Origin of the sequence: Chitiniphilus eburneus, assembly GCF_005048205.1 — a bacterium.
Lineage (GTDB): Bacteria > Pseudomonadota > Gammaproteobacteria > Burkholderiales > Chitinibacteraceae > Chitiniphilus > Chitiniphilus eburneus.
On record NZ_SUMF01000031.1, the window covers coordinates 33,115 to 39,756 of the forward strand.

Consider the following 6,642-nt stretch of genomic DNA (forward strand, 5'->3'; position numbering starts at 1 on the left):
GCAGCCACAAAAGAAAACGCCCCGACCGGGGCGTTTTGCGTGGCAGGCGCCAGCGTTCACTGGCGTGCGCAGTCGGTGATGTAGTCCAGCTCGGGGAAGTCGTGCTTCAGGTAGGCCGCGCCGCCCTCCGACTGGATGCGCTGCGGGTCCGGTCCGGCGCCCCACGGCGGGATGTCGCCATAGCGGGTATTGAACTGTGCCACGGTGGCCCGCATCGCGTCCGGGGTCACGTAGCCGAACGGCGATTCCCACGGCTGGGTGCCCAGCGAATCCACCTTGTCACCCAGCGTGACGAACATCTGCGTGGCGCGGGTGTTGGCCCCGGCGCCGGCAAAGCTGAGATAGCCGGCCTTGAACTGGCGCAGTTCCGGCAGGACGGGATCGTCGGCAATGGCGGGATACGCCTTGGCACCGGCGCGCGGCGGTGTAGCGCCGAACTGGCAGACAAAGCCGGCCACGCAACGGAACAGCGGGATGTCCCTGAAAAAGCCGTCGTCCACCAGTTGCAGGAAGCGCGCCGCGCCCTGCGGGCTCCAGTCCGGGCGCACAACGATCTGCAACGGGCCTTTGGTGGTGTGGCATACCACCTGCGCCGGCGATACGCCAGCCAATGGCGTCGCCGTCGCCTGCGTTGGCTGCGGCACGGCCGGCGTTGGCGCCGCGCTGGCGTCACCGCGCAACTCGCCCCACACCCAGAACCCCACCACCACGGTGATCGCCAGCATCAGCCACTTCATGTCGCGCCCGCCATCCGCATTGAAAACGCCGCGTTGTATCACGCGGCGGCGCGCGGCTGCCAGCGGCGGCCGGCCGTGCGCGGTGCGAAAGAGACAGGCGGCCCCTTGCAGCGTCAGTCCAGCCGGCTCACCGTGCCGTGCCGCCCATCCACCCGTAGTCGCTCTCCCTCGCGCAGCCGTTGCAGGATACCCGGCAGGTTCACCACGGCGGGGATGCCGAATTCGCGGGCGACGATGGCACCGTGCGACAGGAAGCCACCGGTTTCCATCACCAACCCGCCGGCCTTGAGGAACAGCAGCGTCCATGCCGGATCGGTGGATGGCACCACCAGGATGTCGCCCTGCGCCAACCGAGCGCCGTCGTCCGGGCGCTGGATCAGTCGCGCCGGGCCGGTGGCGACACCGCTGCCGACCGCCACGCCTTGGAATACCCGACCTTCGGCGGTCAAAGGAATCATGGTTTCGGCCAACGCCGCGGCGTCGTCGTGGTCGCCGTGCTGGAGGATCACGTCGGGCGGGGGCTGCGCCTGCCATGCGGCAAAGCGTTCGCGCCGATCGGCAATCAGGGTGGGCAGCGCGGCCCCGGGGCGCAGCCCGTCGCGCACCGCCAGCGCTTCGGCCGGCATCAGGAACAACACGTCGTCGGCTCCAGCCAGCCAGCCGCGCTCCACCCAGCGTTCGCCCAATGCCAGCCACAGTAGCCGCGCGGGCTCGGCGTAGGCCATCAGCGCACTGCGCGCCGCTTCGCGGTCGTTGGTTTCCTGTTTGGCAGTGCGCACCAGCCGGCCGAGCAGCGGTCGTTTCCACCACGGCAACGCGCGGCGTGCTTCGGCCCACGCGGCATCGGCGGCCTGGCGCTGCCGCGCGGTCGCGACGGCCATGTCGGCGCTGGCGAGGCCGGGCAAGCTGCCCAGCAGGTAATCGGGCGCTTCGCGCCAGCGCGGGTTGCCCAGGTAGGTTTCGTACACGCAGCGATGCCCGTACAGCGCCAGAAAGTCGGCGAAGGCCACGCGGAACGGGTTGTCCGCCGGCAGGCCGCGCCAATCGTCGCCGGGCCGGCGTGTGGCCAGCCAGGCGCTGGCCAGCGGGTCCGCCATGGCGATGCGCGCCACTTCGCTCAACGCATAGCCCTGGCGCAGCGTGACGCTGGGCTCGCCACCGGCGAGCAGCGCCGATGCCAGCGCGTGGCCTTCGCCGGGGCGATGCGCGTCGAGCAGGTCCACCAGCAGCGACAGGCACGCGCCGCCCGATCCCTGCATGAAGTGCAGTGGCGCCTGGGCGTGGCGATGGCACGCCTGACGGCGAATCTCGGCAGCAAAGCCGGCATCGTCGGCCGGCAATGGTTGTTCGCGCCATTGCCGCGCCAGGCGCATCGCCTCGGCGATGGCGGGCGCCCCCTGCCGCCGCAGCGCGCCGGCCCGTAGCAGGTAGCGCACCATGCGCGCGCCCACCACCACGCGCTCGCGCACGGTGCGAGGCGGCACGTGTATCTCGGGCTGACGCCCGCCGACCAGCCGGTTCATCGCGGCCGGCGCCACATCGAAGGCGGCGTAGCCCTCCCACTGGATCAGCGACAGGTTGAGGTAGAGCCGGCCGTCGAACAGCCCGGTGCGCTGCGCGCCCGGCAGCATCGGAAATCCGGTGAGGCAAAAGCCGGTTTCGAGCAGCGCGTTGGCCAGTCGCCGCCAACTACCCCAGTCCATCGGCGGCAACCGGTCGGGCACCACGTCGCGAGTGTTGCCACGGGTCCAGATGTCCGGCTGGCCCAGCAGCTCGGGATAGGTGCAGCGGCCGCGCGCAGTGACCGGCCGCGCCTGCAACAGCCAGAAGCGCTCACCGTCCCACGCCCATTCGCAGTCGTACACCGGGTGGCCGTAATCCAGCGCCAGCGCGGCCTGCCGCAACAGCTCGCCCAAGGCCAGCGACTGCGCGGGGGTCAGCACCGGCTCGCGCCGTTCCGCGCCGCCGGGGACCAAGGTGGTACCGCCGCCCGGCGCGGGTACGCTGGTCACCGCCTTGGCGCCGGGCACGTATGACAGGAGTGCCAGGCTGTCGTCCCGCGCCTGCTCGGCCAGCATGATTTCATCGCCATCGGTGGCACCGGCCACCAGGCTTTCGCCCAGCCCCCAGTTGGCGTGGATCACCAGCCGATCGTCACGGCCACTGACCGGATCGCAAGTGAAGCCGATGCCGCTGGCGCGCGCCGGCAGCAATGGCATCAACAGCACCGCCATCGCCGCGTCATGGTGGACGATGCCCAGCCGCACGCGGTAGGCAACGGCGGCCGGCGTCCATAGCGACGCCCACACCGCGACAATGGCATCGGCCAGCGCCGCCTCGCCGCGCACGTTGAGCAGCGAGGCATGGATGCCGGCGAACGACGCACTGGCGCCATCCTCCTGCGGTGCCGATGAGCGCACAGCCAGCGCGGCATCGCGCCATGGCGGCATCGTCAGCCGCTGACGCAGCGCGGCCAGCAAGGCGTCGTCCGGCCGTTGCGCCAGCAGGCTGGGCCGCAGCGCTTCGAGCGCGGCGACGCGCTCGGCATCAGGCAACGCGGCGGCGGTGTGCAGGTCGTTGGCCAGCCCGCTCTGGTCCAGCCACGCATGGTAGGCGGCCACCGGCAGGGCCATGGCGTCGGGCACCGGAAAGCCGTAGCGCGCCAGCCGCGCCAGGGCCCAGGCCTTGCCGCCGGCTTCGGCGGCGCCCGCGGCAAGGATCGCCGGCCAATCGGGTAGCAACCGGTTCATCGCGGCACCTCCGCGCCATGCAGGAACAGATCCAGCATGGCGGCGAACTCGGCACGCAGATCCAGCGCGGGCGTGTGCAGCCAGCGCAGCAGCGCACACAGGTGCAGGAATTGCAGGTTGCGCGCCAGCACAGTGGCGTCGTGGCCACGGCGGAACTCGCCGTGCTGCTGGCCGGCTGCAATCAGTTCGGCGAACAGCCGATCCAGCCCGCTGTGCGATATCCCGTCGGCGGCGCCGACTTCGCCCAGACGAAAGCGCACGTAATGGGCGAGGAACTCGCGATGCCCGATCGACCAGTCGGCGTTGTGGCGGAAGAAGGCATGCAGCCGGGCGGCGGCGGTCGGCAGCAGCGCCAGCTCGCGCAGCAGCGCCGGCAGGCCCGCCGCCAAGTCGCGATGAAAGCGGTGGCGCAGCAGCGCTTCCTTCACCGGAAAGTGCTTGTACAGCGTGCCCTTGGCCACGTCGGCACGCGCGGCGATGGCTTCCATCGTCACCGCATCGAAGCCGTGTTCATGGAACAGCGCCCAGGCCGTGTCGGCGAGATGATCGAGCGTCTGCTGGCGCTTGCGCTCGCGGCGGCCGGGCTCGGTTGGAGAGGAAGGCGAAGCTCGGTCGGAGGGCATGGCATCACCACAAATGAACGATGACCATAAATGTACGTCGTTCATTTTTTATTGCCAAGCCTGGATACCACAAGAACGCACCTCGCCAGCCAAACTGACAAATAGAGACCGACCAGACTGACTGGATCGGCCTAACTGACGCGCCAACCACCAGGCACCGTCTATCCCCCAACCGAATGAGGGCCCTACCTGCCAGCCGCCCAGCGGCAACCAACGGTAACCAGTGGCGATCCGTTTGGCGAAGCGACTGTTTTTTCAGAGAAAAAATAGTAAATGAACTGAAATTTCCCTGTAACGAACAATCAAGTATTTGAAAATTTTACACGTCACTCATTAAAATCTCCCGTATGTCATACGCAATGCACTAGGCATATCAGTACGTTTGGCGTAATCAAACCCCTATTCAGGAGTACACAGTCATGACGCTGATCATCCCCGGCGTGGAGGTCAAGGTAGTCAAGGAAGTACTGGCTCCGCAGCTCGCGCCCTCCGGCGTGCTGGGCCTCGTGGGCGTGACCGAGCCGGGTGCCACCGGTGTGAAGCGCGCGGCAAGCTGGCGTGCCTTCATCGAGGCGGCCGGCGGCGCCGGTTCCTTTGCGATTCCCGAAGCCGCGCCGGCCCTGGCCAATGGCGTGTTCGAGCTGGTGGTGTGCCCGGTGGACGGCGCCACCGCCGCTACGATCAAGATTCCCGCCGACAGCGGCGAAGCCTTCAGCCTGCAAGCGCGCGCCGGTGGGCCGTGGGCCAACGGCGTGACCATCGAAGTGGCGGTGCGTACGGTGGACCTGGGCGACAACAAGTCGCGCACGCTGTTCGACCTGACGCTGGCCCGCCCCGGCACCGACTACCAGGAAGTGCACCGCAATCTGTCGATCGACGCCAACGACAGCCGCAACGTGCAGAGCGTACTGGCGGCGCAGTCGCAACTGGTGAAGCTGGTCGATGTGCCCAAAAAGGCGCCCAAGGCCAGCGCGGCCGGCGCGCCCTATGTGCTGGCCGGCGGCACCGACGCCGCGCTGGACAAATACACCCAGGCGCTGGCGCTGCTGGAAAACGAGCCCGACGTCGACATGGTGCTGGTGTCGGTGCAGGACCAGGAGCCGGTACGCCTGGGCCGCATCTACAGCGAAGTGATCGCGCATTGCGACCGCATGTCCGCCCGCAGCCTGGGGCGCATCGGTCTGGGCCAGGTCCCCGGCATCAATGCCGACACCATCAAGACCAATTCCGAAAAGCTGACCGCCACCCTGGTGTCCGACCGCTTCGTGCTGGTGGCGCCTGCTGGCGTGGTCGGCGCGGTGGCCGGCACGCTGGGCAGCCTGGATTACTTCCAGTCGCCCACCTTCAAGCGCCTGGCAGCGATCCCCGAGCCGAGCCCGGCGCTGGGCGTCGAGCCGCAGCAGGAGATGCTCAAGCGCAACGTGGTGCCGGTGATCGCCCAGCGCGGGCGCGGCATCATCGTGGTGCGCGGTCTGACCACCGACGGCGACCAGATCAGCGTGCGCCGGGTGGCCGACCACGCGGTGCGCGGCATCAAGGTGATCGGGGAGCTGTTCATCGGCCGCCTGAACAACGACGAAGGCCGCGGCGCGCTGAAGCAGAAACTGGTCGAGTTCCTGGTGCAGATGCAGAAGGAAGGCGCCATCGTGCCGTCCACCGACGGCACCGACCCGGCCTTCAAGGTGAACGTCTATTCCAGCCAGGACGACTTCGCCAAGGGCATCGTCCGCATCGACCTCGCCGTCCGGCCGGTGCGCGCCATCGACTTCATCTACGCCACGGTGCTGGTGCAGACCTGATCGGCCCGTTCTCCCGTCCTTTCTTTCCTTGAACCAACGAGGGCGGCCGCCGCGCCTCCCCCAGCGAGGGTCACACCATGCCCACCGTATTTTCCGCGAACCGCAGCAACGTGCTGGTCGATGGCGAAGCCATCGAAGGCTTGCAGTCGCTGGCCTTCCGCGTGCTCACCGAGCGCGAGGACATCCGCGCCGTCGGCAGCGCCGAGCGCATCGGCGTCAGCTTCGGCCTGCGCACCGTCCAGGGCGAATTGGCCGTGCGTTCGGCCAACTACAAGCTCGATAGCCACCTGGAACTGCAAGCCAAGTTCCAGCTCGTGGCCAACCTGAAGAAGGACGACGCCGCCGATTCGCCCAAGCGCACGCTGTCGTTCGACGACTGCTATCTGGAAGCGAAGGACTTCACCGTCGGCGCCGGTGGCACCGTGCTGACCCAGTACGCCTTCACCGCCACCCGCATCCGCGAAGAGTAAGCGCCCGCCCGCGCCCGCTTCGCACCGACCGCAACCCGGCGTCGGGCGGGCAAGGCAGGCCACAACCGATGATGTCCAAGGAGCACACCACCGTGGGTGACCTTTCCCCGGTACGTCCCGCCCGGTCGGCGCGCCGCCGCATGGCGGCCAGCCTTTCCTCGCGCAACGTGTCGCGCCCCCCGCCACGGATCGGCGGCGGCGCGGGCACGGCGCGGCCGTAGGCAGGCACCCATGCAGGTCGAGATCGCAGGCGTCACCCTGTC

At 68.7% G+C, this 6,642-nt stretch carries 5 protein-coding genes; 2 read left to right on the plus strand and 3 right to left on the minus strand.

The annotated features are described in order from the left end of the window. Nucleotides 1–56: 56 nt before the first annotated feature. The 3 genes from FAZ21_RS17255 to FAZ21_RS17265 all read right to left on the minus strand — a co-directional run bounded on the left by FAZ21_RS17255 (nucleotide 57) and on the right by FAZ21_RS17265 (nucleotide 4,110). A complete protein-coding gene (locus FAZ21_RS17255; RefSeq protein WP_136774676.1) occupies nucleotides 57–737 on the minus strand; it encodes a peptidylprolyl isomerase in 681 nt (226 codons plus the stop codon). A 113-nt stretch (nucleotides 738–850) separates the two neighbouring features. Next, nucleotides 851–3,487, minus strand: a complete 2,637-nt coding sequence (locus tag FAZ21_RS17260; RefSeq protein WP_136774677.1) for a PEP/pyruvate-binding domain-containing protein — start codon at nucleotides 3,485–3,487, stop codon at nucleotides 851–853. Beyond that, nucleotides 3,484–4,110 (minus strand): TetR/AcrR family transcriptional regulator, encoded by a 627-nt coding sequence (locus FAZ21_RS17265; protein ID WP_136774678.1) that lies wholly within the window; start codon nucleotides 4,108–4,110, stop codon nucleotides 3,484–3,486. Before FAZ21_RS17265 ends, FAZ21_RS17260 begins: the two co-directional genes overlap by 4 nt. 419 nt (nucleotides 4,111–4,529) lie before the next feature. Between FAZ21_RS17265 and FAZ21_RS17270 the strand changes: the two genes are divergently transcribed. Together FAZ21_RS17270 and FAZ21_RS17275 are read left to right on the plus strand one after the other, a co-directional pair. Further along, entirely contained in the window at nucleotides 4,530–5,909 is a 1,380-nt protein-coding gene (locus FAZ21_RS17270) for a phage tail sheath C-terminal domain-containing protein (protein ID WP_136774679.1), read from the plus strand. Nucleotides 5,910–5,986: 77 nt separating this feature from the next. Continuing rightward, nucleotides 5,987–6,379, plus strand: coding sequence for a hypothetical protein (locus FAZ21_RS17275; protein WP_018747317.1), 393 nt, complete (start codon nucleotides 5,987–5,989; stop codon nucleotides 6,377–6,379). Nucleotides 6,380–6,642: the final 263 nt, after the last annotated feature.

Bases quoted from the DNA above. Each gene is read 5' to 3' on its own strand.
- FAZ21_RS17255 (WP_136774676.1), bottom strand. From the start codon at position 737: ATGAAGTGGCTGATGCTGGCGATCACCGTGGTGGTGGGGTTCTGGGTG.
- FAZ21_RS17260 (WP_136774677.1), bottom strand. From the start codon at position 3,487: ATGAACCGGTTGCTACCCGATTGGCCGGCGATCCTTGCCGCGGGCGCC.
- FAZ21_RS17265 (WP_136774678.1), bottom strand. From the start codon at position 4,110: ATGCCCTCCGACCGAGCTTCGCCTTCCTCTCCAACCGAGCCCGGCCGC.
- FAZ21_RS17270 (WP_136774679.1), top strand. From the start codon at position 4,530: ATGACGCTGATCATCCCCGGCGTGGAGGTCAAGGTAGTCAAGGAAGTA.
- FAZ21_RS17275 (WP_018747317.1), top strand. From the start codon at position 5,987: ATGCCCACCGTATTTTCCGCGAACCGCAGCAACGTGCTGGTCGATGGC.